At 60.9% G+C, this 25,805-nt stretch carries 23 protein-coding genes and 1 tRNA gene; 19 read left to right on the forward strand and 5 right to left on the reverse strand.

The features are described from left to right. The first annotated feature begins 4 nt into the window (after positions 1 to 4). The 3 genes from NKK51_RS27385 to NKK51_RS27395 are packed head-to-tail and all read left to right on the forward strand — an operon-like array spanning position 5 to position 3,224. Positions 5 to 952: an ABC transporter permease gene (locus tag NKK51_RS27385; RefSeq protein WP_352555246.1), complete on the forward strand. Its 948-nt coding sequence runs from the start codon at positions 5 to 7 to the stop codon at positions 950 to 952. Continuing rightward, positions 949 to 1,908 (forward strand): ABC transporter permease, encoded by a 960-nt coding sequence (locus tag NKK51_RS27390; protein WP_352555247.1) that lies wholly within the window; start codon positions 949 to 951, stop codon positions 1,906 to 1,908. Before NKK51_RS27385 ends, NKK51_RS27390 begins: the two co-directional genes overlap by 4 nt. Continuing rightward, complete coding sequence (locus NKK51_RS27395; RefSeq protein WP_352555249.1) at positions 1,908 to 3,224, forward strand: M20 family metallopeptidase; 1,317 nt, start codon at positions 1,908 to 1,910, stop codon at positions 3,222 to 3,224. Before NKK51_RS27390 ends, NKK51_RS27395 begins: the two co-directional genes overlap by 1 nt. 254 nt (positions 3,225 to 3,478) lie before the next feature. On the opposite strand, the gene NKK51_RS27400 is transcribed toward NKK51_RS27395, so the two are convergent. Both NKK51_RS27400 and tig read right to left on the reverse strand, forming a co-directional pair. Then, a complete protein-coding gene (locus tag NKK51_RS27400) occupies positions 3,479 to 4,003 on the reverse strand; it encodes a hypothetical protein (RefSeq protein ID WP_023810444.1) in 525 nt (174 codons plus the stop codon). A gap of 160 nt (positions 4,004 to 4,163) precedes the next feature. Further along, complete coding sequence (gene tig, locus NKK51_RS27405; protein ID WP_352555251.1) at positions 4,164 to 5,630, reverse strand: trigger factor; 1,467 nt, start codon at positions 5,628 to 5,630, stop codon at positions 4,164 to 4,166. A 373-nt stretch (positions 5,631 to 6,003) separates the two neighbouring features. Between tig and NKK51_RS27410 the strand changes: the two genes are divergently transcribed. Further along, a tRNA-Leu gene (locus NKK51_RS27410) sits at positions 6,004 to 6,088 on the forward strand. 44 nt (positions 6,089 to 6,132) lie between these two features. On the opposite strand, the gene NKK51_RS27415 is transcribed toward NKK51_RS27410, so the two are convergent. Further along, complete coding sequence (locus NKK51_RS27415; RefSeq protein WP_352555253.1) at positions 6,133 to 6,711, reverse strand: NUDIX domain-containing protein; 579 nt, start codon at positions 6,709 to 6,711, stop codon at positions 6,133 to 6,135. A gap of 225 nt (positions 6,712 to 6,936) precedes the next feature. On the opposite strand from NKK51_RS27415, the gene NKK51_RS27420 reads away from it, so the two are divergent. The 3 genes from NKK51_RS27420 to NKK51_RS27430 all read left to right on the forward strand — a co-directional run bounded on the left by NKK51_RS27420 (position 6,937) and on the right by NKK51_RS27430 (position 8,844). Beyond that, entirely contained in the window at positions 6,937 to 8,040 is a 1,104-nt protein-coding gene (locus NKK51_RS27420; RefSeq protein ID WP_128303343.1) for an NADH:flavin oxidoreductase/NADH oxidase, read from the forward strand. Positions 8,041 to 8,295: 255 nt separating this feature from the next. Then, positions 8,296 to 8,574 carry a DUF982 domain-containing protein gene (locus NKK51_RS27425; RefSeq protein ID WP_013532012.1) on the forward strand — a complete coding sequence of 93 codons (279 nt, stop codon included), beginning with the start codon at positions 8,296 to 8,298 and terminating at the stop codon, positions 8,572 to 8,574. Between the two features lie 30 nt (positions 8,575 to 8,604). Then, a complete protein-coding gene (locus NKK51_RS27430) occupies positions 8,605 to 8,844 on the forward strand; it encodes a DUF2188 domain-containing protein (protein WP_013532013.1) in 240 nt (79 codons plus the stop codon). Between the two features lie 159 nt (positions 8,845 to 9,003). Here NKK51_RS27430 and NKK51_RS27435 read toward each other — a convergent pair whose 3' ends face one another. After that, positions 9,004 to 9,285 carry a hypothetical protein gene (locus tag NKK51_RS27435; RefSeq protein ID WP_023810439.1) on the reverse strand — a complete coding sequence of 94 codons (282 nt, stop codon included), beginning with the start codon at positions 9,283 to 9,285 and terminating at the stop codon, positions 9,004 to 9,006. 321 nt (positions 9,286 to 9,606) lie between these two features. Here NKK51_RS27435 and NKK51_RS27440 point away from each other — a divergent pair, with 321 nt between their 5' ends. The 11 genes from NKK51_RS27440 to NKK51_RS27490 all read left to right on the forward strand — a co-directional run bounded on the left by NKK51_RS27440 (position 9,607) and on the right by NKK51_RS27490 (position 22,106). After that, positions 9,607 to 10,350 (forward strand): competence/damage-inducible protein A, encoded by a 744-nt coding sequence (locus NKK51_RS27440; protein WP_352555256.1) that lies wholly within the window; start codon positions 9,607 to 9,609, stop codon positions 10,348 to 10,350. 81 nt (positions 10,351 to 10,431) lie between these two features. Beyond that, positions 10,432 to 11,265: a universal stress protein gene (locus NKK51_RS27445; protein WP_352555258.1), complete on the forward strand. Its 834-nt coding sequence runs from the start codon at positions 10,432 to 10,434 to the stop codon at positions 11,263 to 11,265. Positions 11,266 to 11,397: 132 nt separating this feature from the next. Further along, positions 11,398 to 11,898, forward strand: a complete 501-nt coding sequence (gpt, locus tag NKK51_RS27450; protein WP_128303340.1) for a xanthine phosphoribosyltransferase — start codon at positions 11,398 to 11,400, stop codon at positions 11,896 to 11,898. Between the two features lie 211 nt (positions 11,899 to 12,109). Continuing rightward, positions 12,110 to 12,598 carry an NUDIX hydrolase gene (locus tag NKK51_RS27455; protein WP_023810435.1) on the forward strand — a complete coding sequence of 163 codons (489 nt, stop codon included), beginning with the start codon at positions 12,110 to 12,112 and terminating at the stop codon, positions 12,596 to 12,598. 132 nt (positions 12,599 to 12,730) lie between these two features. Beyond that, positions 12,731 to 13,042 carry a PilZ domain-containing protein gene (locus NKK51_RS27460; RefSeq protein WP_023810434.1) on the forward strand — a complete coding sequence of 104 codons (312 nt, stop codon included), beginning with the start codon at positions 12,731 to 12,733 and terminating at the stop codon, positions 13,040 to 13,042. 599 nt (positions 13,043 to 13,641) lie between these two features. Further along, positions 13,642 to 17,418 carry a vitamin B12-dependent ribonucleotide reductase gene (locus tag NKK51_RS27465; protein ID WP_352555260.1) on the forward strand — a complete coding sequence of 1,259 codons (3,777 nt, stop codon included), beginning with the start codon at positions 13,642 to 13,644 and terminating at the stop codon, positions 17,416 to 17,418. Positions 17,419 to 17,678: 260 nt separating this feature from the next. After that, on the forward strand, positions 17,679 to 19,262 hold the full coding sequence (locus NKK51_RS27470; protein ID WP_352555262.1) for a nucleotidyl cyclase domain-containing protein: 1,584 nt from the start codon (positions 17,679 to 17,681) through the stop codon (positions 19,260 to 19,262). Between the two features lie 5 nt (positions 19,263 to 19,267). After that, on the forward strand, positions 19,268 to 20,071 hold the full coding sequence (locus NKK51_RS27475) for an E2 domain-associated cysteine-rich protein (RefSeq protein ID WP_352555264.1): 804 nt from the start codon (positions 19,268 to 19,270) through the stop codon (positions 20,069 to 20,071). 7 nt (positions 20,072 to 20,078) lie between these two features. Beyond that, on the forward strand, positions 20,079 to 20,663 hold the full coding sequence (locus NKK51_RS27480) for a Pycsar system effector family protein (RefSeq protein WP_352555266.1): 585 nt from the start codon (positions 20,079 to 20,081) through the stop codon (positions 20,661 to 20,663). A gap of 45 nt (positions 20,664 to 20,708) precedes the next feature. Then, positions 20,709 to 21,620: a TIR domain-containing protein gene (locus tag NKK51_RS27485; protein WP_352555268.1), complete on the forward strand. Its 912-nt coding sequence runs from the start codon at positions 20,709 to 20,711 to the stop codon at positions 21,618 to 21,620. Between the two features lie 255 nt (positions 21,621 to 21,875). Next, positions 21,876 to 22,106 carry a hypothetical protein gene (locus NKK51_RS27490; protein ID WP_352555270.1) on the forward strand — a complete coding sequence of 77 codons (231 nt, stop codon included), beginning with the start codon at positions 21,876 to 21,878 and terminating at the stop codon, positions 22,104 to 22,106. A gap of 29 nt (positions 22,107 to 22,135) precedes the next feature. Here NKK51_RS27490 and NKK51_RS27495 read toward each other — a convergent pair whose 3' ends face one another. Beyond that, positions 22,136 to 24,694 (reverse strand): AAA family ATPase, encoded by a 2,559-nt coding sequence (locus NKK51_RS27495; protein WP_352555272.1) that lies wholly within the window; start codon positions 24,692 to 24,694, stop codon positions 22,136 to 22,138. 853 nt (positions 24,695 to 25,547) lie between these two features. Here NKK51_RS27495 and NKK51_RS27500 point away from each other — a divergent pair. Then, a complete protein-coding gene (locus NKK51_RS27500; RefSeq protein WP_352555274.1) occupies positions 25,548 to 25,805 on the forward strand; it encodes a hypothetical protein in 258 nt (85 codons plus the stop codon).

The following is a 25,805-nucleotide window of genomic DNA, read 5'->3' on the forward strand; positions in this document are numbered from 1 at the left end:
CTCCATGAACGGGCGGGAGTGGTCTCTGCTTGTCGCCTGTTTGCTGGCGATCGTCATCTTTTCTGTCGCATCGCCGCACTACGCGACATCAGGCAATGCAGCCACGGTCTTGCGCAACAGCGTCGAACTGCTGCTGATCGGCCTTGGCATGACCCTGCTGCTCGCCATGGGCGGCATCGATGTCTCGATCGGCATCGTCATGGGTCTGGCGGCGATCGCCATCGGGCGCGTGCTCGGCGCCGGCGGCAATCCGCTGCTGGCGCTCATTGCAGGCCCTTTGGTCGGTGCGCTGCTGGGATGCGTGACCGCCGCCGTCGTTGTCCTCGGCCGCGTTCCGGCAATTGTCGGTACACTCGGCCTGCTCGGTGTCTACCGCACCGCCGTCTTCGTACTTCTCGGAGGGCAATGGCTTTCGGGCCTGCCCTCGAGCCTTACAGATCTTCTTGCAACCAGCGTGCTCGGCGTCCCCGTCCCTGCCCTGGTGATTGCCGCTGCCTATCTGGCCGTCTGGCTGGCGCTGCGGCGAACCCCTTATGGGCTGCATCTGCTGGCGATCGGCAATTCGGAGGAAAAAGCGCGGCTTTCTGGCATCCCAGTGATCAAGATCCGCTTCACGACCTTCGTCATCAGCGGTGTGCTGACTGGCATTGCCGCCACGTTCTATGTCGCCACCTACCGCAATGTGGAGATGACGATCGGCAGCACGCTGGCGCTCGACGCCATTGCCGCGGTCATTCTTGGCGGCACCAGCATATTGGGCGGCAGATGCAGCCTGATCGGCACCGTGCTCGGCGTGCTTCTGCTTAGAATCCTGCAAAACGGTCTGCTGCTGATCGGTGTCCCCTCCCTTTGGCAGCCTGTCGTCACCGGCGTTCTCATCATCGGCGTGCTTGGCTTCGAAGCTGTTTGCAACCGATTGCCGCTCGGCAGATTTCAACGAGCCCGCGCATGAAAACGCTCCGCAACCTGCAGGGCCCGGCCCTTACCCTGGCTCTGCTCTGTATGCTTTGGCTGATCGTGATTGTCGGCCTGCTGGCGCTCAAGCCTTCTGTCTTCAATCTCGGTACCGTCACCACCATTCTTCAGTTCTCGACGATCCTTGCCCTGGTCGGCCTTGGACAAGGGTTGGTCATCATGGCCGGTGGCGCCGGCATCGACCTCTCGGTCGGCGGTGCGGTCTCGCTGTCCGCCATCGTCGCGATGCTTTGCCTCAAGCTGGGATTGCCGCCGGTCCTGCTGCCCGCCGTCTGCATCCTGGCCGGCGCGATGCTCGGTGCCTTGAACGGATGGCTGGTGAACGGGCTCGCGCTTCTCCCCTTCATCGCGACGCTCGGCACCTTCTTCGTCTATTCCGGCGCTGCACTTGCCATTACCGGCGGCGCGGCCCAAGCCGGCGTGCCCTCCTGGCTGCTTGTGTGGGGGCGCGGCGTCGTCATGGGCATTCCCCTGCCCTTTCTCACCCTTGCCATCCCCTGCTTTGCGCTAGCCGGTTTGGTGCTGCTCTCGACAGCGTGGGGGCGCTGGATCTACGCCATGGGCTTCAACGAACGCTCGGCCAGGCTGGTCGGTATTCCGGTCGATCGCGTTCGCTTGGTCCTCTACGCCTTGAGTGGCGCGCTCGCCGGCGCCGCGGGACTCGTCTCGATCGCCTGGCTCGGCAGCGGCAGGCCCAATATCGGCCAGAACCTCGAACTTGAATCGCTGACTGCCGCCATGCTCGGCGGCATCGCCATCACCGGCGGGCGCGGCGGCGTCGGCGGCGTGTTCGCGGCCGTCCTGCTGCTGGTCACGCTGAAGACCGGCCTTCTGCAATTGAACATCAACACGGTTTGGCAGGTGGGGATTGTCGGCGCCCTTCTGGTTTTTGTCCTTCTCGCCGACCGACTTTCCCAACGTTGGAGATCATGATGCCGTCCATGGAAGAGATCATTGCCGCGCGCGTCGAAGCAAGCGCTGACCGTATCGTCCAAACGCTGAGCGATCTCGTCGCCTTCCCCTCGATCGTGAAATCCGATCCAAAGGAGGCCGGCCCCGGCGAGCGTGATTGCCAGCTCTATCTGCAAAAGCGGATCGAGGCGCTAGGCTTCTCGACCGATCTATGGGACCCGGACGGCCCAGCACTCTACGAAAAATACAAGGGGCGGGCCGGCGCCAACAAAGGCAGGACGTTCGAAGGCCGGCCCAATCTCGGAGGCATCTTGAAGGGCACGGGCGGCGGTCGCTCCATCATGCTGACCGGCCATATCGATGTCGTCCCGCCCGGCGCCGCCGGGCACTGGACGACCGACCCGTTCCAGCCCGTCCTCAAGGACGGATTTCTACACGGCCGTGGTACGGTCGACATGAAAGGCGGCGTCGCCTGCATGCTGATGGCCGTCGAGATCCTGAGGGGACTCGACATTCCCCTGTCCGGAGACGTCGTCTTCACCACCGTCGTCGACGAGGAAATCGGCGGCATGGGGTCGCTGGCCATGGTCGATCGCGGCTTTCACGCCGACGCCGGCATCATGACCGAACCGACCGCGAACAGGATCGCACCGCTCTGTCACGGCATTCTGTGGGGGAAGATCATCATTGACGGCATAGGCGGGCATGCGGAGCTGACGCCCAATGCCTGGTATTCGAGCGGCCCGGTCGATGCCGTCCAGCTTTGCCGGCAGATCCTCGACGGCATCGACATCCTCAACCGGCGCTGGATGTTCGATCCCAGCAAGAACCATCCGTTGATGGACCTGCCCAACCAGATCATCGTCACCCAGATGAGCGCCGGCGAACATCCGTCCTCCATGGCAGGGCGCGGCGAGATCATCATCGACGCCCAGTATCTGCCAAGCGAGCATGACGAGTTCAAATTGGGCGGCAACGTCAAACGCGAAATCGAAGAGCACATAGCCAATGTCTGCCAGGCAGACCCTTATCTTCGCCAGCGCCCTGCCCGCGTCGAATGGATTCTCGACGCCGACTGCGCCGAGATCCCAGCGGACAATCCCTTTGTCGGCGTCTTCCAGGAGGCCGTCAAAGAAGCCAATCTCTCGCCGGTCCTGAGTGGCTTTGGCGCGCACAGCGACATCGGCCTGCCGACCGGCCTCGGCAACACCCCGACCGTCAATTTCGGTCCCGGCGACCCCGCGCAGGCGCATCAGCCGAACGAACGCGTTTCGGTGCGCGATCTCGTCGATTGCACCAAGGCAATTGCAATTGCCGTCGAAAAATGGTGCCGCTAGCGGGCAGACGATTGGCAGTGCGACAACGCAGCATAGGGGCCATGGCCCTTCGACAGGAGCCGCAGCTTCTGGTCATCGACCGGCGGCGGCACGCCCTCGAGTTCCCGCCATGCGGCAAGTGATCGATCTTTGCCGCACTGCAGGCATGGTTGCGCCCCTGCCTGGTGACGTCGTCGCGTTCTGACACCCGGCGAGCTTGCGCACGTGATTTGAGCTGAACGCCTGTGCAGCAAGCCGTGGCCGTTGCGGTCCGTTCACGGCGGATCGGTGTTGCAGCTGCCGGCTACCTGGTTGACCGCTTCGCCGAACCCGGCGAGGTCGAAATCGGCCTCGCCGCGCCCCGCCAGCAGCCCGAACCGCCAGGAAAGCTGGAGCCGGTTCGCGGCGACAAGGCGCCTGATGCCGTCGGCTCCATCGCGCACCAGCATCCGGCCGCGCGGCCCGACCGACCAGCTTTCATCGAACTTGCTCTCCTGATCGACCGTGATCGACATGGTGATCTTGCGGCTGGCCGAAACAGCGTCGTTCAGTTGCAGCCATTCAGTCCAATGCGGCTCGCCGTTTACCCGGCAGGCAATCGTCAGGATCGGGCTGTAGCTCAAGGCACCGCCGCCGGTGATCAGCTTGTTGGTGGCATAGAGCGAGGCCGTGACGAGGCCGTCTTCACTCGTGCCGAACCGCCAGTTGTCAGGCACCGTGCCGGCCTGGGCAATGCCGCAGACCGAGACAAGCATCAGCGCGATTGCCGAAGCGTGTCCCAATTCGACGAACAGTCTCAACACGCCCTCCAACAACCAAGCGGCTTGCAATAGAAGCGCAGATAATGATCAAAGCTTGGTCGCCACAGGCCGTCGCGTGCGAAGCATGGCGGCTGTTGCAGTTTGGCAACGAAAAAGGCCGCCTCGACGGCGGCCTTCCTGTTTCAGCGGAGCGCTGGTGTTATTCGGCGGCCTTCTTCTTCGGCGCAGCCTTCTTCTTGGGCTCTTCCGCGTCGTCGGCCTTCTTGGCGTCGGCCTTCTTGGCGGCGGCTTTCTTCGCCGGCTTCGCCTTGACGGCGGTCTCGTCCTCTTCGTCGTCGGCCATCAGCTCTTCCTTGCTGACCTTGACGTCGGTGACCGAAATCTGACCGAGCAGATGGTCGACCACCTTTTCCTCGAACATCGGTGCCCGCAGCGTGTTCAACGCTTCCGGGTTGTTGCGGTAGAACTCGAAGACTTCCTGCTGCTGGTTGCCCGGATAGCGGCGCACCTGCTCGAACAGGCCGCGCTGCAGCTCTTCGTCCGATACGGTGACGCCGGCCTTCTCGCCAATTTCAGCCAGTACCAGGCCAAGGCGTACGCGGCGCTCGGCAAGCCGCAGATACTCGGCGCGCGCCTCTTCTTCCGTCGTCTCTTCGTCGGCGAAGGTGCGTCCGGCTGCTTCCAGGTCACGATTGACCTGCGCCCAGATGTTGTTGAACTCGGCGTCGACGAGCTTCGATGGCGCCTCGAACGAATAGGCCGCGTCGAGCTGGTCGAGCAGCTGGCGCTTGACCTTCTGGCGCGTCATAGCGCCGAACTGGTTCTCGATCTGGCCGCGTACGACGTCGCGCAGGCGCTCCAGCGACTCCAGGCCGAGGTTCTTGGCGGTCTCGTCGTTGATTTCCAGCGCGCCGGGCTGGGACACTTCCTTGACGGTGACGTCGAAGGTCGCTTCCTTGCCGGCCAGATGCGCGGCCTGGTAGTTTTCCGGGAAAGTCACGGTGACCTGCTTTTCGTCACCGGCCTTGGCGCCGACCAGCTGATCCTCGAAGCCGGGGATGAATTCCTTCGAACCCAACACCAGCGGCTGATCGGTGCCGGCGCCGCCATTGAAGGCCTCGCCGTCGATCTTGCCGACATAGTCGATGGTGACGCGGTCGCCATTGGCGGCCTTGCCGGTCTTCGGCTCATAGCTGCGCGCCGATTCGGCAACGCGCTGAACCTGCTCGTCGATCTCGGTATCCGGAACGTCGAACACCTGGCGTGTCACCTTGATGTCGGAAAAGTCCTTGATCTCGATCGCCGGGATGATCTCGTAGTTGAGGCGGAATTCGAAGTCGGCGCCGCCGGCCAGGATCTTCTCGGCTTCCTTCTCATCCTCGGTCATGATGACTTCGGGCTGCATGGCAGCCTTTTCACCACGCCCGGTAATGATCGAACGGGTCGAATCGTTGAGGATTTCGTTGACCACTTCGGCCATGAACGACTTGCCGTAAACCTTGCGCAGGTGCTGCACCGGCACCTTGCCGGGACGGAAGCCGTTGATGCGGACCTTGTTGCGGGCATCCGAAAGCCGCGCCATCAGCTTGGCTTCCATGTCACCGGCCGGCACGGTGATCTTGATCTCTCGCTTGAGACCGGAGTTGAGCGTTTCGGTGACCTGCATCGTAAAACCTTTGTTTTCACCAATGAGACTGCCACGGCCTCTGCCGTTCACAGCCTGCCGGTATATTCTTGCCGGGAATGGCTTTTGGTACGGAACCTGGCGATTTGACCGAAAACCCGGCTCAAACTCTCCCAAACTGCGTTCCAAAATGTGAATAAGTTCTTGTTTTTCCTACTTCTTATCACATTCTGCAGAAGCGGATCGTCGCGTCCCGTCACATTTGACACGCCTTTTGTCACAGGCGAGGCCAATTTTCAACAGTCTTCGCATTCCGGCGAATAACCAGCATTCGGGCCTGACCACATCTTGTCGCTGACCCACATCTTGTCTCTGACATTGACAGAATGATGGCCACATGGGATTGCCGGTCCATGCGGATGTGGCGGAACTGGTAGACGCCCTGGATTTAGGTTCCAGTGCCGAAAGGCGTGGGGGTTCGAGTCCCTTCATCCGCACCACCCTTCGCTCTGCGAGCTTCGGGTGGCGGCCACCGAAGCTCGGTTCAGGCAGCGATCGGATTGAGCTTCAGATGCTGGATCAGAATAATGGTCTTGGCGTCGAGGATACGGCCATCGGCGATGCCGGCCAGGGCCTCGTCGAGCGGCATTTCCAGGACCTCGATGTCCTCGCCCTCTTCTTGCGCGCCGCCGCCGGCCGAGATGCGGTCGGCGGGTGAATAACGGGCGATGAAAAACCAGAGACGTTCGGTGACGCTGCCGGGGCTCATATAGGGCGAAAACAGCCGCTCGACGTTCTGCAGCCGGTAGCCGAGTTCTTCCTCCGCCTCCTTTCGGATGCAGGTTTCGGGATCGTTTTCGTCCAACAGGCCGGCACAGGCCTCGATCAGCGGCTCGCGGTGGCCGGTGACGTAGGCGGGATAGCGGAACTGGCGCACCAGAAGCACGGTCGAACGCAAGGGGTCGTAAGGCAGGATCACCGCGCCATCGCCGCGATCATAGGTCTGGCGGATTTGCGTCTCCCACTGACCGTCGCGCCGACGGTAGTCGAGAACGGTCTTCTTCAGGACGGCCCAGTCGTCGGAGAGGATTTCCTCCGAACGGACGCGAATACGATCTTCCATCGTGGTCTCCATGCAAAAGCGCGTCGCGCTTTATGCTCCTGTTTTATGCGTGTCGTTCTCCCAAACCGGGGCCACTTTTGGGCGCCATGCATTGCCGAGGCCTATCCGCGAACCGGCATTTCGGCAATCCCGTCAGTGATTGGTCCAGAACCCCTTTCACCGCCTCGTGTCTGGCGCAGGCGCCATCGGTCGCCTAAATAGCTGCGAACCCTCCCGGAGTTTCTCATGACAGCGTCGCTTTTCCAGTCGATCACCCTCGACGGCCTCACCTTTCCCAACCGCATCGCCGTCGCGCCGATGTGCCAGTATTCCGCCGACGACGGCTCGGCCAGTGACTGGCATCTCCATCACTGGATGAATCTCGCAATGTCCGGTGCCGGCATGGTCACAGTCGAGATGACCGATGTCGAGCGGCGCGGGCGTATTACCCATGGCTGCCTCGGCCTTTATTCCGAAGACAATGAAGCCGCCGCCCGCCGCGCACTGAACGCCGCACGACGCGTCGCCGCACCCGGCACGAAATTCGGCTCCCAACTCGCCCATGCCGGCCGCAAGGCTTCGAACCGCAAGCCGTGGGAAGGCGGCGGGCCACTGCAGCCAAACGAGGATCCCTGGCAGACCGTTTCCGCCTCGGCCATCCCCTACGACACCGGCTGGAACGTGCCGCACGCACTGGAGGACGAGGAGATCCTGCAGCTCATCGAACGCTTCGCCGAAGCCGCAAGGCGGGCCGAACGCGCCGGCTTCGATTTCATCGAACTGCACGCCGCGCATGGCTATTTGATCTTCCAGTTCCTGTCGCCCTTGTCCAACCAGCGCACGGACCGCTGGGGCGGCTCGCTGGAAAACCGCATGCGTCTTGCCGTCGAAATCGCCAAGGCGGTGCGCAAGGCTACGCCAAAGCTGATGCTCGGCGCGCGGCTGTCGGTGATGGATTGGGTCGATGGCGGCTTCGACGTGGCGGACGCGATCGAAGTGGCCAAAGCGCTCAAGGACGAGGGCGTTGCCTATCTCTGCTGCTCGAGCGGCGGCAATTCGCCGTTGCAGAAATTGCCCACCGGCCCCGGCTATCAGGTGCATCTGGCGGAGGCGGTGCGCAAGGGTGCTGATATTCCGACCCGTGCCGTCGGCCTGATCGACGACCCCAAGCAGGCCGAAGCGATCCTCACCGAGGGCCGCGCCGACATGGTGGCGCTGGCGCGGGCCTTCCTGGCTGATCCGCGCTGGGGATGGCGTGCGGCGGCGACATTCAGCGAAACGATCCACCCGGCGCCGCAGCTTGCCCGTTCGGTGACCACGATGCAGCACTGGATGAAGGCGGTGGGCTGAACGGTCCGCGCTCCCGAAACGCGCGCCCCTCCTGTCTCCAGACAGTTTGACGGTGCTTCGCAGCTATTCCGTCCGCAAGCTGTTGGGTGGGACGAGGCTGCGGCGGGCGTGGCCGGCGTGGGAGGAAACTGTTCAGGGCATTCTTGCCGGTTGCGCGCTGACCGCAGGTGTAGAGCCTTCAAACAGCCTCTGAGACGTTTGGGCGCAGGCTGACGGCCATGGTTGCAACCAAATTGGCTGCTTTGCGTTGCGGCCATGATGGACAACAAACCTTTTGAAGTGCCGGTCGTCGTCGAACTTGGCCACGTCGGCAAATATCGCCACATCCGCAGCGCCCAGGAGGCCGCGGAGTGCCTGATGACGGTGTGGCCGCTCAATCGCGGCCCGCGCCATCGTGATGCCCTCGACACTTGCCTCAAAGTGCTGGAAGGTTATCGTTCGACAGCAGATGCGCGCCGGGCGCTGATTGAAGCCGCCAAGGAATCGGAAGTGCTGGTGCCCGACGACAGACTGCCCGACGACCGGCTGCATTGAGCAGACGGACCTTTCAACCGGAGGTTTTCCATGGCGAAGCTGACTTACAAGATCGTCGAGCATGACGGCGGCTGGGCCTACAAGGTCGGAGCGACCTTTTCCGAGACGTTTCCCACGCATCAGGACGCATTGCGCGCAGCCGAAATCGCCTCGGCCGAGCAGCAGGTCGCCGGAGCGACCGACGGCATCCAGTATGAGGACGCCGAAGGCAAATGGCACGAAGAATTGGCCGACGGCCGCGACCGGCCGCAGACAGAAGTCTCAGATTAATTCGGTATAGCGCTTGATGTTGAGCGGTCCGACAGGGCGCCGACCGCAGCGCCGTCCGGAGAGAGGACGCGCCAGCGGCCAGCGTCTGTCCTTGCGGACTAGCCCTCGAACATTGCTTTCCAGAAAATCAGTGTGCGCTTTTCGGAAATCGCGTTCTGGCTATTTGCCGCAATACTGATCGTTGACGTTTTGCCCTGCGTTGGCGTCCGGGCCGGGCGTGTTGTGGGCACATGGGCCTATTGCGCCGGTATTGCCTTGGGTGTTCAACCCGGAGCCGTCACGGATGCTTCCCGTGGTATAGGGGTCGACAGTTGTCTGGTCGTTGTCGCCGAACAGCCACCAATCACGATTGTTGGAATACCTGTCGTCTAGTGACTGCGCCATCGCCGATGTTGCGAGACCGATCGTCAGAACAGATGCTGCGAGAATTTTTGTAACCATTGAATCACTCCGTATCTTAGCCGCCTTGGTGCAACACTCATAAAACCCGGTAGTCAGCCGAATGGTTCCTTGAAATTGTCGTGAAGCTGAGGTGAGGCCCTGACCAGCAAAGCCCGGCCGGCGATGCGCTCGATGAATGCGGCGGTTCGCTCCGGGATCACGAATTGCGGCATGTGCCCTATTCCCTCGACCAGTTCGAACCTAGATCCTTGACCTCATCGGCTCGCCTTGGCGGCGCGAAGATGACATTGCGGCCACCGTCGCGCCGCGCTATCTCAGACCACTCGCCTTCCCAGGCCACTCGCCTTGCCGGAGCCTTCCATGCCTGAAATCGTGACCGCCGCCATGCTCGTCATCGGCGATGAGATTCTGTCCGGCCGCACCAAGGACAAGAACATCGGCCATCTCGCCGAGATCATGACGGCGATCGGCATCGACCTGAAGGAAGTGCGCATCGTCCCTGACGAGGAAGACGAGATCATCGCGGCGGTGAATGCCGTGCGCAGCCGTTACACCTATGTGTTCACCACCGGCGGCATCGGTCCGACGCATGACGACATCACGGCCGATTCCATATCCAAGGCTTTTGGCGTGCCTTGCGAATACGATGCCCGGGCCTATGCGATGCTGGAAGCAAGCTATGCCGCGCGCGGCATCGAATACACGCAGGCCCGCAAGCGCATGGCGCGGATGCCGCGCGGCGCCGATCTCATCGACAATCCGGTGTCGGTCGCGCCTGGCTTCCGCATCGGCAACGTCCACGTCATGGCCGGCGTGCCATCGATTTTCCAAGCCATGCTCGACAATGTCGTGCCGACGCTGAAGGCCGGCACGAAGATGCTGTCGGCGACCGTGCCCTGCCCGTTCGGCGAAGGCCTCATCGGCGGGCCGCTGGGTGATATCCAGAAAGCGCATCCCGATACGATCATCGGCTCCTACCCGAAATATGGCGATGGCAAGTTCTGGACCGAGCTGGTCGTGCGTGCCCGCAGCCAGGAGGCGCTGGACGCCGCCCGCGCCGATGTCGAGGCGATGGTCGCCGGCTTCGCCAGCAATCCCGGCTGATCTGGTCCAGGCCGGAACAAAGCGCGACGCTGCAACGTTTCCCCGGCACGAGTTCGCCAGCTCGTAAACCGAGGGATTGTCATGCGATTCAAAACCATCGTCGCCATTCTGCAGAACGAGCAGGACGCCGAGCGCGTGCTCGACTGCGCCATTCCGCTCGCCACCCGGTTTCAGAGCCATCTGGTCGGCATCCACGCCGAAACGCTTCCCGTGCCCTACACCTCCGCCACAGGCTTTCCCGACACCGAATTCCTGCAGGTTTCGGCAGACATGAACCGGGAACGGGCCGAGAAGTTGAGGACGCTGTTTCTCAGGCATATCGAGGATTCCGGTCTTTCCTTCGAGTGGCGAAGCCTGGAAAGCTTTTCGGGTGACAGCGCGCTGACCGGGATTTCGAGCGTGCGGGCCGCCGACCTGATCATAGCGGCGCAGCGCGAAACGGGCGGAGATTCCAGCGCGGACGTAGACACGCTGGTCTATGATGCCGGCCGGCCGGTGCTGGTGGTGCCGCACGAGGGTCCGCTGATCACCACCTTCAAACGCGTCTTGCTCGCCTGGAACGGCAGCAAGGAAGCGGCGCGCGCCGCCTTTGACGCGCTGCCCTTCATCATCGCAGCCGAGAAGACCGACATATTGGTTATCGACCCTCCTGAAACGCTCGACGACAGCCCGGAGGCCGCCGGCGCCGAAATCGCGTCGGCGCTGTCGCGCCACGGCGCCACCGTCAGCGTCTCGGTGCAGCAGTCGGGCGGCAGTTCGGTCGATGACATCATCCAGACCAGGATCGCGGAAACCGGCGCCGATCTGCTGGTGCTTGGTGCCTACAGCCACTCATGGCTGCGTCAGCTTCTGTTCGGCGGCGTGACGCGCAGCGTGCTGCGCACCGCGGCGGTGGCAGCCTTCCTGTCGCGGTAGGTCCACACCGATCGCTGGTCCTTGCCTTTGCCAAGGCCCTTGCTCTTGCCAAGATGGGGGCTTTCCAGCTAATTCCGCGCGCATTCCCCTGTTTTCCTGCGCGCGATCCCCGCGTGCTGTGGAGTGCGCGACATGTCCCTTCCCGAAAAAGCCTTTCCGGTCTCCTGGGACCAGTTCCATCGCGACGCCCGGGCGCTCGCCTGGCGGCTTTCCGGCGCCAACAAGGGACAATGGAAAGCGATCGTCTGCATCACGCGAGGCGGGCTGGTCCCCGCGGCGATCATCTCGCGTGAACTCGGCATCCGCGTCATCGAGACGGTCTGCGTCGCCTCCTATCACGACTATACCAGCCAGGGGCAGCTGCAGGTCCTCAAGGAGATCACCCCTGCCCTGCTCGCCGAAGACGGCGCCGGCGTGCTGATCATCGATGACCTGACCGACACCGGCAAGACGGCGGGCATCGTGCGCGCGATGATGCCCAAGGCGCATTTCGCCACCGTCTACGCCAAGCCGAAAGGCCGGCCGCTGGTCGATACTTTCGTCACCGAAGTCAGCCAGGACACCTGGATCTATTTCCCGTGGGACATGGGCTTCACCTACCAGAAGCCGATCGCCGACGACCACGCGGGCTGATTCGAACTACCTGCCTGTTACAGACCGGCAGCTTGCACTGGGGATGATTTGCTTTCGCAAACAGGTCCGGCAGGGCCGGATATTTTGTGAAATCGACGTCTATCGGCGGAAATCGGCCAGGCGAATGAAATTTTTTACTTTTATTGCCGACAATTAGCCGTAAGATTCGTGAGACGGCAAACGATTCCGGAGGCTGGGGCTAGCTTCTTCGATGTTGACGAGGCCAACGACACACAATCATCTGGCCGAAAGGGTCCGACGGCTCTTCGGCACGGCGCCGTGCCGCCTGCAGGTTGCCGCCCTGCCTTGGCGCGACACGGGAGACGGCGTCGAGATCATGCTGATCACCAGCCGCGATACGGGTCGATGGGTGTTGCCCAAGGGCTGGCCCGAGGCCAGGGAGCCGCTCTGCGAGGCCGCGGCGCGCGAAGCCGGCGAGGAGGCCGGGCTGCGCGGTCGTGTCTCTCATCTTGAAGCCGGCCGTTACTTCTACGCCAAGGTACTGGCTTCCGGCGAAGAAGTGCCGTGCGAGGTCCTGGTGTTTCCGCTGCATGTCGACAAAGTCGCGGACCGCTGGAAGGAAAAACACTCACGCACCCGCAAATGGGTCCGCGCAAGCGAAGCGGTGCGCATGGTCAACGAACCCGACCTTTGCCAGATCATCGCCTATTTCTGCGCCGACCCGCACAGCTTCTCCTGACGGGCGGCCACACCGCGCTCTTTGCAAAACGGGACTGGCTTGCAAGGGCTGGACATGCGTTGGCGCGTATCGACATGAATGCTTTGCTAAGGAATCAAGGATAGGATTCGGCAGCTCTGGTATTTTTGATCGATGGCGAATCCCGCAAATCCAATTCCAAACGAGTCCGACGAGCCCCAGCGCGAGCGTCGTCCGCGCGTGCTCAAGGGCGGGTCGATCATCACCGGAATTTCGAATTCGGAAGTGGGCTGCACGCTGCGCAATCAGCACGACGGCGGCGCCGAACTGAAGATACCGCTCGAAGCCCGGGTCCCAGATCGCTTCCTTCTCTATGTGCCGCTCGACGGCATTGCCTATCGTTGCGAGGTCCGCTGGCGACGCAACGACCGTATCGGGGTGCAGTTCACCGGCACCGAGCCAAAACCCCGGCTGCATTACGGCTGACGCCCAGGCAAGCTTGCGCGCGGAAAATCGTGATCCGCGCCTGCATTCTATCCCCGTTATCCACATATGTGACACACAAGATGTTGGGGTCACAAAAGCTACGCAAACGAATCCTTGACGGCGCAAAACGAGTCGCCTTTTATAGGCCATGCGCTCCTGTTGAGAGTGCGACCGGAAAGTTCTGAGCCCGGTCTTTTTCCCGGATTATGTGCGTTTTTGCTCGCATTTCCGCCTGTTTACGAGGCCGGCGGAAGCGTTGGGATTGTGGGGCGGTTGGGGACGATAGGGACAATTGTCGGGCTTGAATAAATTGTCTGTTAATACTATATTTAGTGTTTGCAGGTAGGTTCGACGCTAGATAGTGTGAATTTCCCTCGATCGAGGGGAATCGGAAAAAATCAGTTTTGAAGGACCCGCGGGTTCGTCGGCGCGTTGGACAGATGCTTCGCAAGGAGTTTGACCAGCAGGGCCGGCGGAGACCGCGAAAATGGAGAGCCGGTCGTTTCGAACGCCCGGCAGACGGCGGACATGCGCGTTTCGCATCGGGGGCAGAAATCCCTTGGGAAAAGCGCTATATATAGACAAAAGGGACCGGACCAATGCGCATCGAGCGTCGTTTCACCAAGCCAGGACAATCTGCCTACGCGGAGATCGAATTCCGCAAGGCGCTTTCGGAGATCAAGAATCCGGATGGTTCGGTGGTGTTCCGCTTGGACAATATCGACGTGCCGGCGCAGTTCTCCCAAGTTGCCGCCGATATCCTGGCGCAGAAATATTTCCGCAAGGCCGGTGTGCCGGCGCGCCTGAAGAAGATCGAAGAGAACGACGTCCCCTCCTTCCTCTGGCGCTCCGTCGCCGATGAGGCGGAACTCGCCAAGCTGCCGGAAGCCGAGCGCTACGGTTCCGAGATCGACGCCCGCCAGGTCTTCGACCGGCTTGCCGGCACCTGGACTTACTGGGGCTGGAAGGGCGGCTACTTCAAGGCGTCGGAGGAAGACGCGCGCGCCTTCCGCGACGAGCTTGCCTACATGCTGGCCACCCAGCGCGTCGCGCCGAACTCGCCGCAATGGTTCAACACCGGCCTGCACTGGGCCTATGGCATTGACGGCCCGAGCCAGGGCCACTTTTATGTCGACCCGTTCACCGGCAAGCTGACCAAGTCGAAATCCTCCTACGAGCATCCGCAGCCGCATGCCTGCTTCATCCAGGGCGTGCAGGACGACCTCGTCAACGAAGGCGGCATCATGGACCTGTGGGTGCGTGAAGCGCGCCTGTTCAAATACGGCTCCGGCACCGGCTCCAACTTCTCGCTGCTGCGCGGCGAAGGCGAAAAACTGTCCGGCGGCGGCCGCTCGTCGGGCCTGATGAGCTTCCTCAAGATCGGCGACCGTGCGGCGGGTGCCATCAAGTCGGGCGGCACCACGCGCCGCGCCGCCAAAATGGTCATCGTCGACGCCGACCACCCCGATATCGAGGAATTCATCGACTGGAAGGTGAATGAAGAGCAGAAGGTCGCCTCGCTGGTGACCGGCTCGAAGATCGTCAAGAAGCATCTCGAAGCGATCATGAAGGCCTGCGTCAACTGCGAAGGCAATGGCGACGACTGCTTCGACCCGTCGATCAACTCCGCGCTGAAGCGCGAGATCAAGGCGGCCAAGAAGTCGGCCGTGCCGGAGAACTACATCTACCGCGTCATCCAGTTCGCCAAGCAGGGCTATAGCTCGATGTCGTTCAAGACCTACGACACCGACTGGGATTCGGATGCCTACCTCACGGTTTCGGGCCAGAACTCCAACAATTCGGTGTCGCTGAAGGACAATTTCCTGCGCGCCGTCGAGGACGATGCCGACTGGCACCTGACCGCCCGCAAGGACGGCAAGGTGTTGAAGACGCTGAAGGCCAGGGATCTCTGGGAAAAGATCGGTTACGCCGCCTGGGCGTCGGCCGATCCGGGCCTGCATTTCAACACCACGATGAACGACTGGCACACCTGCGCATCGGCCGGTGCGATCCGGGCGTCGAACCCGTGCTCGGAGTACATGTTCCTCGACGACACGGCCTGCAACCTCGCCTCGATCAATCTGCTGCCCTACCGCAACGCTGACGGCACGATCGACATCGCAGCCTACGAGCACACGGTGCGGCTGTGGACCATCGTTCTCGAAATCTCGGTCATGATGGCGCAGTTCCCGTCGAAGGAGATCGCCAAGCAGTCCTACGAATACCGCACGCTCGGCCTCGGCTATGCCAATATCGGCGGCCTGCTGATGACGTCGGGCATTCCCTACGACTCCGATGAAGGCCGCGCGATCTGCGCCGCACTCACCGCGATCATGACCGGCATGGCCTATGCCACCTCGGCCGAGATGGCCGGCGAGCTCGGCGCCTTCGCCGACTACGACCGCAATGCGCAGAACATGCTGCGCGTCATGCGCAACCATCGCCGTGCCGCCTATGGCGAGAAGCAGGGCTACGAGAAGCTCGCCGTCAATCCGGTGCCGCTGGTCGCTTCCGACCTGAAGCAGCAGGACCTTGCTACCCACGCTAAGGCCGCCTGGGACCGCGCCATCGAACTCGGCGAGGAGCATGGCTACCGCAACGCGCAGGCGACCGTGATTGCGCCGACCGGCACGATCGGTCTGGTCATGGATTGCGACACCACCGGCATCGAGCCCGACTTCGCGCTGGTGAAGTTCAAGAAACTGGCCGGCGGCGGCTATTTCAAAATCATCAACCGCGCCGTGCCGGAAGCGCTGCGCACGCTCGGCTACTCCGAAGCCCAGATCGCGGAGATGGAGGCCTATGCGGTTGGCCACGGCAACCTCAACCAGGCGCCCGCCATCAACCCCGGCGCGCTCAAGGCCAAGGGCTTCACCGACGACAAGATCGCCGCGCTCAACGCAGCCTTGAAATCGGCCTTCGACATCAAGTTCGTCTTCAACCAGTGGACGCTCGGCGCCGACTGGGTGAAGGAGACGTTCGGGTTCACCGACGAGCAGCTCAACGACTTCTCGTTCGAGATCCTGCCGGCGCTCGGCTTCTCCCGCAAAGACATCGAGGCCGCCAACATCCATGTCTGTGGTGCGATGACGCTGGAAGGCGCACCGTTCCTCAAGGCCGAACACCTGGCGGTGTTCGATTGCGCCAGCCCGTGCGGCAAGATCGGCAAGCGCTCGCTTTCGATCAACAGCCACATCCAGATGATGGCGGCTGCACAGCCCTTCATTTCCGGCGCCATCTCCAAGACCATCAACATGCCCAACGATGCGACGGTGGAAGACGCCAAGGGCGCCTACATGCTGTCGTGGAAGCTGGCGCTGAAGGCCAACGCGCTCTACCGCGACGGCTCGAAGCTGTCGCAGCCGCTGAACTCCTCGCTGCTCGCCGATGGCGAGGATGACGAGGATGATGCCGTCGAGCAGCTGCTCGCCGCACCTGCGGCAGCACGTGCCGCACAGATCACCGAGCGGATCGTCGAGCGCATCATCGAGCGCGTGTCGCGCGAGCAGGAAAAGCTGCCCGGACGCCGCAAGGGTTACACGCAGAAGGCCAAGATCGGTGGCAACACCATTTTCCTGCGCACCGGCGAATATGACGATGGCCGTCTCGGCGAGATCTTCATCGACATGAACAAGGAAGGCGCGACCTTGCGCGGCCTTCTCAACAACTTCGCCATCGCCATTTCGCTGGGCCTGCAATATGGCGTGCCACTCGACGAATATGTGCATGCCTTCACCTTCACCAAGTTCGAGCCGGCCGGCATGGTGCAGGGCAATGACGCCATCAAGAGCGCGACGTCGATCCTCGACTACGTGTTCCGCGAGCTGGCGATCTCCTATCTCGGCCGCAACGACCTCGCCCATGTCGACCAGTCGGACTTTTCCAACACCGCACTTGGCCGTGGCATCAGCGAAGGCAAGACCGATGCGGTCTCCAAGGGCCTGACCCGTGGCGCCTCGCCGGTGAAGCTGGTGTCGCGCGTCAGCGGCAACGATCCGAAAGGCTTTGCAGCCCCCTCGGGCGCCCCTGCCCGCTCGGCACCGACCGCCTTCTCCGGCTCCAACGTGCTGGCGCTGAAGCCAGCCAGCGACGAAGCGGTCGCCTACAAGCGCGACTATGAGGAGCGGGCGAAGGAACTGGCCGAGGACATCGCCTTCGAGGAAGCGGCTGCATCCGACGCCACCGCGGGATTGTTCACCGACGCCGCGGCCGTCGAGGCGGCCGAAGCCAAGAAACTCGCCAACGACCGCCGCGCCAAGTCCCTGCTCCAGGGCTACACCGGCAATTCCTGCTCCGAGTGCCAGAATTTCACCATGGTGCGGAACGGGACTTGTGAGAAGTGCGATACGTGCGGCTCCACGAGCGGGTGCAGCTGAGGTCTAGTGCCACTGGTGCCACACCCAAAGTTGGGTACCTGAAAGCCAATGTTGTGTACTTGGAGGGGCCTGACGGCCCCATCTCAGGCAACTGAAAGGGGTGGCTGGGCTTTTTAGGCAAAGGAACGATTTCCGGATGCAAAAAGCGTCCGGAAAAATCGACTACAGAACAAACCAAGAATTGAACGCAACGAGGGCATCTCGCCCCACGTACAACTCACAGACGGCTCGCATTTCTTGACGGAGTCGTCGGACTGAACTTGATCGAAATTGTTGGTGCCCCAAGCGCCCTGAAAGACATGGAGTCGAAGTTGTCGAATAGCTGGAAATATGAACGCGCCAAGAATGCCATCGATGCGAGCATCAAGGACGTCGAAACGGTGACAGTTGTCGACTACACGCGGGACACGTCATTGACGTCCATACCGACGAACAAAGCCTACCGAATGGATGCGGTTCACCTCTATGTGGATATCTTGAACCTCCGTGCCATGCTCAAAAGCACCGACATGGAGGGCGAGACCTGTCACAAGAGGACGCTTCGGTTTCTCAATCTTCACTACAGGGCCGTACGCAGAATCCTAACGGCATCGGACGCCCTGCGTGTCGATTTTCACAACCAGCGCCTCCACGCGGTTGTCGCCAAGCCCTACGGCGAAGACTCGGAAGGCGATCGCGTGAACCGAGCGGTGGCGATTGCGCGATTGATCAGCGACGTCCTGCAGGAAACGGGCGACGACGATGAGAACATTCCCGCAGCGCAGGTTCGCATCGGCATAGATAGCGGTCGTGCGCTGGTCGTCAATAATGGTCGCGGTGGCAACAGGGAACCGCTATTCCTTGGCCGCCCTGCCAATATGGCCGCAAAGATCGCGTCGAACGAAACCGACATCGGAATCTATCTCAGCAACGAGGCACGATCTGCAATCGGCCTTGAAGAGCTCGATGCCGAGGACATCCCGCTTACGCTATTGACCGACGAAGAGATCACCGAGTGCCAGGATGCAGCGCAACTCGGCTTGAGCAAGGACACGCTGGTGTCCGAATGGCGCGATGACAACAAGAAGAACCCGATCGGCTCATTCGTGTTCACCCGAGCGGCTCCCCCTTTGCGCGACCTTGATATCTCAATCCTCACGCCTGGCAACTCGAGGCGGATGGACACGGTGTCAGTGTACGCTGACGTTGACAACTTCACGGCATATGTCGACGCACATATCGACGACGATCCGGAGGATGTCGTCCGCTGTCTCCACGTTATTCGTTCGGAACTCGACCGGGTTCTTTCTTCGGACTTTTCGGGACGTCGTATCAGGTTCATCGGTGACTGCATCCATGGCCATTTGATGGAGGGTACCGCCTTTCAGACCTACACCGAGGAAACGGTATCGACTGGAGCGCTCTGCGCCGGTGCCCTCAGGAGCAGCTTCGACCTGGCGCTTGAGCGGCTGCGCGCAAATGACGTGGATACGGACGATCTGGGACTGGCGATTGGTTTTGAGTACGGACCAACTGCCATCACCCGACTTGGCATGCAGGGCAATCGCGTTCGCTGCTCCACTGGACGAGCAGTCCTGGGATCAGAGGATGAACAGAAGCGCTGCACTGGCGAGCAGACGGCAATCGGCCAAACCGCATATGACGGAGGCCCGGCATCGGTGCGCACGCTCTTCGGAACGTCGAGGCGAAAGTCCGGTCTCACCTATGATGTGGTGCTCGAAGCGCTCGCAGCCGATGAAAACAAGGTGGCCAAAGCCATCCACGCTGCCGCTTACGCGGTGGTGAGTCCTTCAATAGCCAGAGCAGCCGAAGCGCCGTTCCGACCTTATTCGGAGAAGTGCTAACTCCAATGTCGGCCATGCGGCTTCTGGCTGACACTGCAGCCTTGCATCACGCCGCCCTCATCCGCGAGGACGGTGACAGTGCAATTTTTGCAGTCCAGCCCGCGCTTGCTTCCGGGGCCCCAGCGAACAAATTTCTTATCGAGATCACGCAGATCGGCGAGACGGTCAAAGCTCGCGAGGTGAAACCAGACCGTCTTCCGTCATTCTGCCCGGAACGCCACATAAATTTCGATGGAAGCTTCTGCCTCTTTTGGGCGGAGCTTGAGCCGCATGCCATCGACAATCATGAAGCGGCGACGGGATGGTGGGGGAAGCTTCTTATTTTTCTCCTTAGGCAGGACACCGCTGCGGTTCTGCGCTCATGGCCTGGGAAGGCCGATGCCAGAGCGCATGGGCCAGAGGCCGCGAGACTTCAAGCGGTCGCGGAATCCAACGCGTCCAATCTCGGCAAAACGTTCATAACCTCCCTCCGGGAGGACCGTTTTTCGACCGTGGAGAAACGGGTAAACAACGAGCATCGAGTGCGACTGCTTCTGGACGGCAAGAAGCTGCTGTCAGTAGTGCGAAAAGATCGTCGCGTCATGACGCTTCGGCAAAGATGCAAATGCGGCGATGGGAACCGTCCGATTTCCGCCTGCTCGGATCACGCTAAAGTCCTCGCCGATTTCGCGCTGGCGTTAGATGGCTGGCGTAAGGCAGAGCAGAAGTTCTTCGACAGTTTCAAAAACTCAATGCTGAAATGCTGCGGGACGATGGACAACTGCCCTCTCGCCGACCTTCTAGGCGTGCAGTTGGATGAGGCAGCATAGGATTTCGATGGCTAAGAACGACCAGCAAGATAGTTACGAGAAACTGCTTTCCGCCAATCACGGCCGGATGCTGGACCTTGTGAAATTTGCAGAAACGAAGAACGCGGCTCTGCTCACGTTTTGCTCGGTTTGGATGGGATCGATCATCACGATGCTCCGATCTCCGGACGAACCACTCATGGGCTACCACGCAGCGTTCCTCATCGTCCTTCCGCTATTGGCCGTAGCGGCCCTCATATCGTTGACTTCATTCCTGCCAAAATTCCTACATAACTTTCATCGGGCCGCGGATGGCTCGACGAACCTCCTTTATTTCGGCGACATCGCAAAACTGGGGGTTGGAGAATTCGGCGAAGCTGCCAGGAAGCGGTATTTTCCGGAGGAAGGTCAATCCGCAACCGACGATTATTTGGACGACCTCGCCCTTCAGGTGGCGGTGCAGGCTCGCATCGCAAATCGTAAATTTAAGACCTTCAACGCAGCCGGCCGACTCGTCTTGGCTTCATTCGTTTGCATGGCAACGCCGCCAGTTGTCTGGGCTCTTCAGATGATATGGAAAGTCGCCCACAGCCTAGGTCATGTGGGCAGTTAACTCGAGTCGGGCCGTCGAAAGAAAGAAGAAAGCGGAGCAACAATTGTGAAAGACAGGTTTACAGGTGATCGCGGGACAGCAATTCTCGTTGAGGCCCTTCAAAGCCAGCGTCTGCTCAGCGGGATTCCTGAAGCCGCCCAAAGCCTTTCGGGCCTCGGACAAGTCGTGGAAATTTCCAAGGATACAAAGTTGATCGAGCAGGATGGGCGGGACAATGACGTCTATTTCATTATCTCGGGATCCTTCGGCGTCTTTGTAAACTCGAAAAGAGTGGCGACGCGCCAAGCGGGAGATGCCGTCGGCGAGATGGCAGCGGTCTCAGTGACGCAACGACGATCTGCGGATGTGGTTTCGGACGAGGACAGTCTGGTATTCAAGATTTCGGAGGAGAGCTTTTGTGAAATAGCCGACAGATATCCGAAAATATGGAGGCGCCTCGCACAGGAGCTATCCAAAAGGCTCCTCCAACGGAACTCTTTGATCCGCCCGCCGCACGAAAAGGTACGCGTCTTTGTCATCTCGTCTGCCGAGGCACTGCACGTCGCAAGAGCGGTTGAGAATGCCTTCGCTCACGATCCATTTCTAACGGTCGTCTGGGCCAACGGCGTGTTCAGAGTGACAAATTACACGCTTGAGACATTGGAACAGGAGCTGGAAAAATCCGACTTCGCAGTTGCGATTGCTCACCCTGATGATCAGACAGTTGTTCGGGAAGAAAGCTGGCCATCGCCGCGCGACAACGTCGTCTTCGAACTTGGGTTCTTCATGGGCAAGCTTGGGAGGGAGAGAGCCATTCTGATGGAGCCTCGTGGACAGAAAGTGAAACTGCCGAGCGATCTCGCCGGCATCACCACGATCAAATATCGGTCCGGATCGAACGAAGACCTCGCATCTCACATAAGTCCGGCATGCAACGAATTGCGCGATCACATTCGATTGCTTGGCCGAAACGTCTAATTTAAGTAACGCCGTGAAGTGCTGAAAAACACGAAACCGTTTCGATCATCATGATGGCGTAGAGTTTGAGCGAATTTTCTATTGTTCGGGGGTTCGATCAAGCCATTCGTTGGGAAGCTGCCTCAAGACGGCCGGACGATCCCGACGAATGCGCATGCCGCATCCAACATCAGATCCGGAGTCGCACGGCACCATCAGCCTGCGTGTCGGACACCGGCGCAGCGGGGAGTGGTAGGTTTCCGAGTTGCTCATGCGGTGAAGCGTCATGATCGCCACGGCGGCACCGGGCTTTCGGGCATTCACGTCTGCGATCAGCAGCGCAGCCTGAAGAGCGGTCTGGCGATGTCCTTCGCCGCTGTCGCCCTGTCGAACTGCTCCGTTAAGGTCGTCGCGCATCGGCAAGTCATTCGAGCATCATCAGGTGGAGCATTGCGCCTCAGGCCCGGCTTTATCTCAGAAATCTTCCTGACTCTGAACCAGACGTAGCAGGAAGGATGCCGCCGGCCCGGCCCCGTTCACACACCACTCTCGCTGTCAGCCGCTGGAGGGGTCGGTGCGCGCGGTGCTGCTGCCGCCGGCACAGCGACGCGCTTCGGCTTGGAGTGCCCACGCGCGGGTTTGCCTTGCGCGGCGTTGCCGCGGCTGCGCAGCGGTCCGGCCGCCGTCGTCGGCTGATCGGCAGGCTTGCCGCCGGGGGCGTGCAACCGCTTGGCGTGGACGAGCTCGGCGTGATAGGCGTGCTTCAAGCCTTCGAGCTTCTCCAGGAAGGACGGATAGTCGTGCACCCGAGCGGCGAGTTCCTCGTGGAGCAGGTATTCGCGGCGCAGCGGGACCATGGCGTTTCGGACTGCATCCGCCTCCGCAGATTCGTCCAGCTGTGTTTCAATCTGGCGAAGTACGATGCTCGCCTGCTCGCGGGTCGCATGGTTCGGGTTGTCGACCTTGAAGAGGCCGACGCGCTCGGCGACCAAGGTCTCGAGCTTCTTGTTGGCTGCATCCTCCGTGGCGCGCCGGACAGCCTCGTTGACCGCACGGAAGATGATTCGCATCCGCCCCAAGAAGGTGTCGACCTGGGGCTGCATCTTCGGGCCGGGGTCGCTGCACACCTCGACGACCGCCTTGGCAAAGGCGATCTTGTCGATCCTACCCTTGTGCCTCTTCATTTCCCGGTTTATCGCGTCGAGCAAGGGGCCTCCCTTCGCAACCTCGGCCTCGATCGCGGCGAGAGCGATCTTCGGCGCCTCTCCCTCGCGGAACTTTGTCACGTCTTCAATGACGAGTTCCATGGCCCGGTGTGCCAGCGCGACTGGCACGAGATCCTCGGTGACCGGCGCTTCCGGCCATCCAGCAACGCCCTCGCCCAGCTGGGTCAGGTCGAGAATGTTCTCCGGCTTGATCAACTTGCGCAGGCGCTTGTCACCCGAGAAGTCTTTCTTGGCTTGAACTCCCTCGTCGTCGCCGTCGAGCAGGGCGACAACCGGCGGCTTGTCCGTGCCCTGTCCCCTGATGCGATACACCGTATAGCCGATCTCTTGGGCCGAGCCACTCGGCACGATGACCATGCGGTTTAGGTCAAGCGTGTCGTCCATAATGCCGGGCGATGCCAGTCTGGTGAGGTTGGCAGCGCCCGCCAGCAGTATCTGATCTGCGGCGCCCTCAACGAGGAGGTTTACCGAGCCGACAAAAGCGCTTTCGCCGACGAAAGCTCCGAACGCCGAGCGCAGTGGCTCATAGTGGTTGCGGCTAACGCTGGGAACGACGCGGGTTCCGTCGAAGCCGGTCCCCTTTTCGAGGACGCGGATTCGTTCAGAGTGGTTCTTATCTAGCAGGAAGGGCGAGTGGGTCACATAAATTACCTGGATCGGCTCGAAATCTTTGTCTGGCTCCGCCAAGTCGCGGAAGACGCGCATTAGGTCTTGTTGGGCCTCCGCCGAGAGGTATGTGTCCGGCTCATCCATCAACAGGATGGATTCACGGCTCGACGAAGGCCGGTGGATTTGTGCTTGGATGAGGTATGATAGGAAGTAGCGCAGCCCGCTGCTTCGCTCCGAGAAAGTGTAGACCGTTCCGGTGCGGTCGCTGATGACGAACACAAGTTCGCGGTCTCGCGTCGACACCTGAAGGCTGAAGTCCCGATCTTGTGCCCAGTAGCGCCTAAAGTTCAGTTTCCGCTCGAGTTGCTGATTGACTGCTTCGAGAATGCCTCCGACGTATCCGTCGTGCTGCTGGTCGATCGCGTGGGCCAGCTCGACGAGGCTCTCGGGATCGATCTCGCCGAGCGTGAGCAACAGACTGCGCCCGAGTTGGAGGGACTTCAGCTCCTTCTCCTTAAGATGGGTCGACATGGGTTCTGCAAGGCCGCTAAGCGCAGCCACAAACTTGTCGGCGTTCTGCTGAACCGCGGTGGCACCGCCGCTGACGAACGGCCTGACCCTCGTCAAGGCCTGGACCATGCTGTCCATCATCGGCCTCGAGTATGTGGCGGCGGGGGCGTCCTCGCCGACTTCTAGGAAGGAGAAAGGGACCGAGTTAGGCAGAGCAACTCCGGAATCGATTTCGAAAGGTCTCGGCACAATCTTCTCGAGCCGTTGCGTCGCTTCGGGCGAAAGCTCATGCTTCATGAAGGTGCTCTTGGAGCCGGGCGTCCAGACAGTCAGCTTACTTGGCTCCTCGCGGAACATTAGGAAGCGGCGGAAGGAGGTGTCGGTAACGCCGATGATTTCCGCGATCTCGGCTGCCTCTTTTTCACTCACGTCGTCCCAGCCGACCCCGACGTGGGGCCAGCATCTCTGTCCAAGCGCCACTCCGAAAAATGGCGAGTAGCGGCACAGGTCGCGCTGCTCGATGCCCTTTCCCGTAATGGCCTTCTTAATGACGCCTAGAAGATGGCTCTTGCCGGACTCGTTGGCCCCCACGACCGTCGTTATCCGCGGATCGAGCTCGACCGTCACGTACGGGTAGAAGCGGTCTCGGAATATCGCCCACGGCTGCTGGACGACGCGTCTATCCAGCTTGCGCGCATGGTCAAAGTTGAAGGATTTGTAGAAGCGGGCGTAGGCTGTCTTGAGCTTCACGAAACCTCCCTCATGCCGTCTTCTAGCTCTGTGGCGGCGCGGTGCAATGAACGGCAATGCTCCGTGGGCGCGAGCGGTGCCCTTGCACCCTCAGATCCAAAACGTCACGGATCATCGTGTGAGCCAACCACGAGAGCGTGACGGGGTTTTATCGAATGAGGGTCCGTCGCACGTCAGTTCCGCAACAACGTTGTTGCGGCCGCCCATCGGAACAGGAAATCGGTCCTTACTTTTCATTTCAATAATCTAGATATTCCGCCCAAGTACCCACCCGAGGGAGGAAATTGGCATCTAGTTTGCGAGACCGCAATAGCTTTGAACATTTTTCGTCCGCTTTGCGACAGAAAGAATACTTTGTAATTTTGAATTAGGTCGGCCCGTTTATTGGCTAGGCTAGACCAGCATGGGAGTCCTTCAACCCACCGCAACGGGACCGGACGGCTTCGGCTGACCGATCTCACCTGTTGCAAGATGTTGCTGTCAGCGGCAAGGGCATAGAGCCGGCGCATTTCTCAAACGGTTGGGCGCAGGCTCATCATGAAAGGCGCGGCTGGCGACATTATAGCAACTTTACCCAAGCCCTGGACACCGCAACGCTGCAAAGTTGTGGCGGCAATGTTCCAGCGCCGACACGGGCTTCCGTCGCAAAATTCCACAAGGAGGCGCTTGCGGCAGGCGGGCGCGACAATGGTCCGGCGAGGCTGCGTTGGCGGTTTGGTTCGTCTACTCGGAAACGAAAGGCAGTAGGACGATGACGATTTCTCCGTTTCTCACCGCTCTCGGATCCGAAGGTCTCCCAGCCGACCGAGCGAAAGACATGGACCTGTATGGATGGCTAATTGGAAGCTGGGAAATGGACACGGTCCACTACCTCGAAGACGGCACAATCCAGAAATGGAATGGAGAATGTCATTTTGGCTGGGTGCTCGGAGGCCGCGCGATTCAGGACGTTTGGATCAGGCCCAAGCGCCCTGCGCCGCCGACGATGTATGGCACGACTTTGCGCATCTTCGATCCTGGGATCGATGGCTGGCACATCCTATGGAACGACCCGCTCAACCAATGGGTTCCGCGAATGAATTTTGATCCGAACCTTACTCGAAACGATTAG

This window comes from Mesorhizobium sp. M0011, assembly GCF_040324155.1.
GTDB lineage: Bacteria > Pseudomonadota > Alphaproteobacteria > Rhizobiales > Rhizobiaceae > Mesorhizobium.

Coding starts and splice junctions, on each gene's coding strand:
- NKK51_RS27385 (WP_352555246.1), top strand. CDS start 5: ATGAACGGGCGGGAGTGGTCTCTGCTTGTCGCCTGTTTGCTGGCGATC.
- NKK51_RS27390 (WP_352555247.1), top strand. CDS start 949: ATGAAAACGCTCCGCAACCTGCAGGGCCCGGCCCTTACCCTGGCTCTG.
- NKK51_RS27395 (WP_352555249.1), top strand. CDS start 1,908: ATGCCGTCCATGGAAGAGATCATTGCCGCGCGCGTCGAAGCAAGCGCT.
- tig (WP_352555251.1), bottom strand. CDS start 5,630: ATGCAGGTCACCGAAACGCTCAACTCCGGTCTCAAGCGAGAGATCAAG.
- NKK51_RS27415 (WP_352555253.1), bottom strand. CDS start 6,711: ATGGAAGATCGTATTCGCGTCCGTTCGGAGGAAATCCTCTCCGACGAC.
- NKK51_RS27420 (WP_128303343.1), top strand. CDS start 6,937: ATGACAGCGTCGCTTTTCCAGTCGATCACCCTCGACGGCCTCACCTTT.
- NKK51_RS27425 (WP_013532012.1), top strand. CDS start 8,296: ATGATGGACAACAAACCTTTTGAAGTGCCGGTCGTCGTCGAACTTGGC.
- NKK51_RS27430 (WP_013532013.1), top strand. CDS start 8,605: ATGGCGAAGCTGACTTACAAGATCGTCGAGCATGACGGCGGCTGGGCC.
- NKK51_RS27435 (WP_023810439.1), bottom strand. CDS start 9,285: ATGGTTACAAAAATTCTCGCAGCATCTGTTCTGACGATCGGTCTCGCA.
- NKK51_RS27440 (WP_352555256.1), top strand. CDS start 9,607: ATGCCTGAAATCGTGACCGCCGCCATGCTCGTCATCGGCGATGAGATT.
- NKK51_RS27445 (WP_352555258.1), top strand. CDS start 10,432: ATGCGATTCAAAACCATCGTCGCCATTCTGCAGAACGAGCAGGACGCC.
- gpt (WP_128303340.1), top strand. CDS start 11,398: ATGTCCCTTCCCGAAAAAGCCTTTCCGGTCTCCTGGGACCAGTTCCAT.
- NKK51_RS27455 (WP_023810435.1), top strand. CDS start 12,110: ATGTTGACGAGGCCAACGACACACAATCATCTGGCCGAAAGGGTCCGA.
- NKK51_RS27460 (WP_023810434.1), top strand. CDS start 12,731: ATGGCGAATCCCGCAAATCCAATTCCAAACGAGTCCGACGAGCCCCAG.
- NKK51_RS27465 (WP_352555260.1), top strand. CDS start 13,642: ATGCGCATCGAGCGTCGTTTCACCAAGCCAGGACAATCTGCCTACGCG.
- NKK51_RS27475 (WP_352555264.1), top strand. CDS start 19,268: ATGTCGGCCATGCGGCTTCTGGCTGACACTGCAGCCTTGCATCACGCC.
- NKK51_RS27480 (WP_352555266.1), top strand. CDS start 20,079: ATGGCTAAGAACGACCAGCAAGATAGTTACGAGAAACTGCTTTCCGCC.
- NKK51_RS27500 (WP_352555274.1), top strand. CDS start 25,548: ATGGACACGGTCCACTACCTCGAAGACGGCACAATCCAGAAATGGAAT.